Origin of the sequence: Solitalea agri, from assembly GCF_023914155.1 — a bacterium.
Lineage (GTDB): Bacteria > Bacteroidota > Bacteroidia > Sphingobacteriales > Sphingobacteriaceae > Solitalea > Solitalea agri.
In genome coordinates this window covers 1-917 of sequence record NZ_JAMWYS010000054.1, presented here as the reverse complement: position 1 = coordinate 917, position 917 = coordinate 1, and the positions used below count along the sequence as shown (strand labels likewise).

Annotated in this window: 1 protein-coding gene; it reads left to right on the top strand. The window is 48.1% G+C overall.

Annotated features, from left to right (window positions below; all coding sequences use genetic code 11):
- On the top strand, positions 1-917 hold a 917-nt coding region (locus tag NF867_RS15820), incomplete at both ends, for a hypothetical protein (RefSeq protein ID WP_252589364.1).

Here is a 917-nt window from a genome sequence, read left to right as displayed (position 1 = left end):
TGTACCTTAGGCACGGGCTCGATCACGGTGACTTCGCCACTGGGAGCAGGCCTTGAATACTCGATTGATGGTACTAACTATCAGGCTTCAACTTTATTTACCGGCCTTGCAACCAATACCTATAACCTGACGGTTCGTAATGCTCAGGGCTGTATTTCTTCGGCTACTGCCATTACGATCAATGCTCAGCCATTAACTCCAGCTACACCAACAGCGACCACCGTTCAACCGACTTGTGCCGTTGCAACAGGAACAATTACAGTGACTTCACCACTGGGAGCAGGACTGGAATATTCGATTGATGGCACAAACTATCAGGGCCCTACTTTATTTGCAGGATTAACCTCAGCAACCTATAATTTAACTGTTCGCAATGCTCAGGGCTGTATTTCTTCAGCGACTGCCGTTACGATCAACGCCCAGCCATTAACTCCAGCTACTCCAACAGCTTCGACCGTTCAACCGACCTGTACAGTAGGAACCGGCTCGATCACTGTGACAGCGCCACTGGGAGCAGGCCTTGAATACTCGATTGATGACACGAATTATCAAGCATCAACTTCCTTTACCGGCCTTGTAACCAATACTTATAACCTAACTGTTCGTAATGCGCAGGGTTGTATTTCTTCAGCGACTACTGTTACGATTAACGCCCAGCCATTAACTCCTGCAACACCAACTGCTTCAACCGTTCAACCGACCTGTACGGTAGCCACCGGCTCGATCACGGTGACTTCACCGTTGGGAGCAGGATTGGAATACTCGATTGATGGTACTAACTATCAAGCTTCGACTTTATTTACCGGTCTTGCAACCAATACCTATAACCTGACGGTTCGTAATGCTCAGGGCTGTATTTCTTCGGCTACTGCTGTTACGATTAACGCTCAGCCATTAACTCCAGCTACACCAACAGT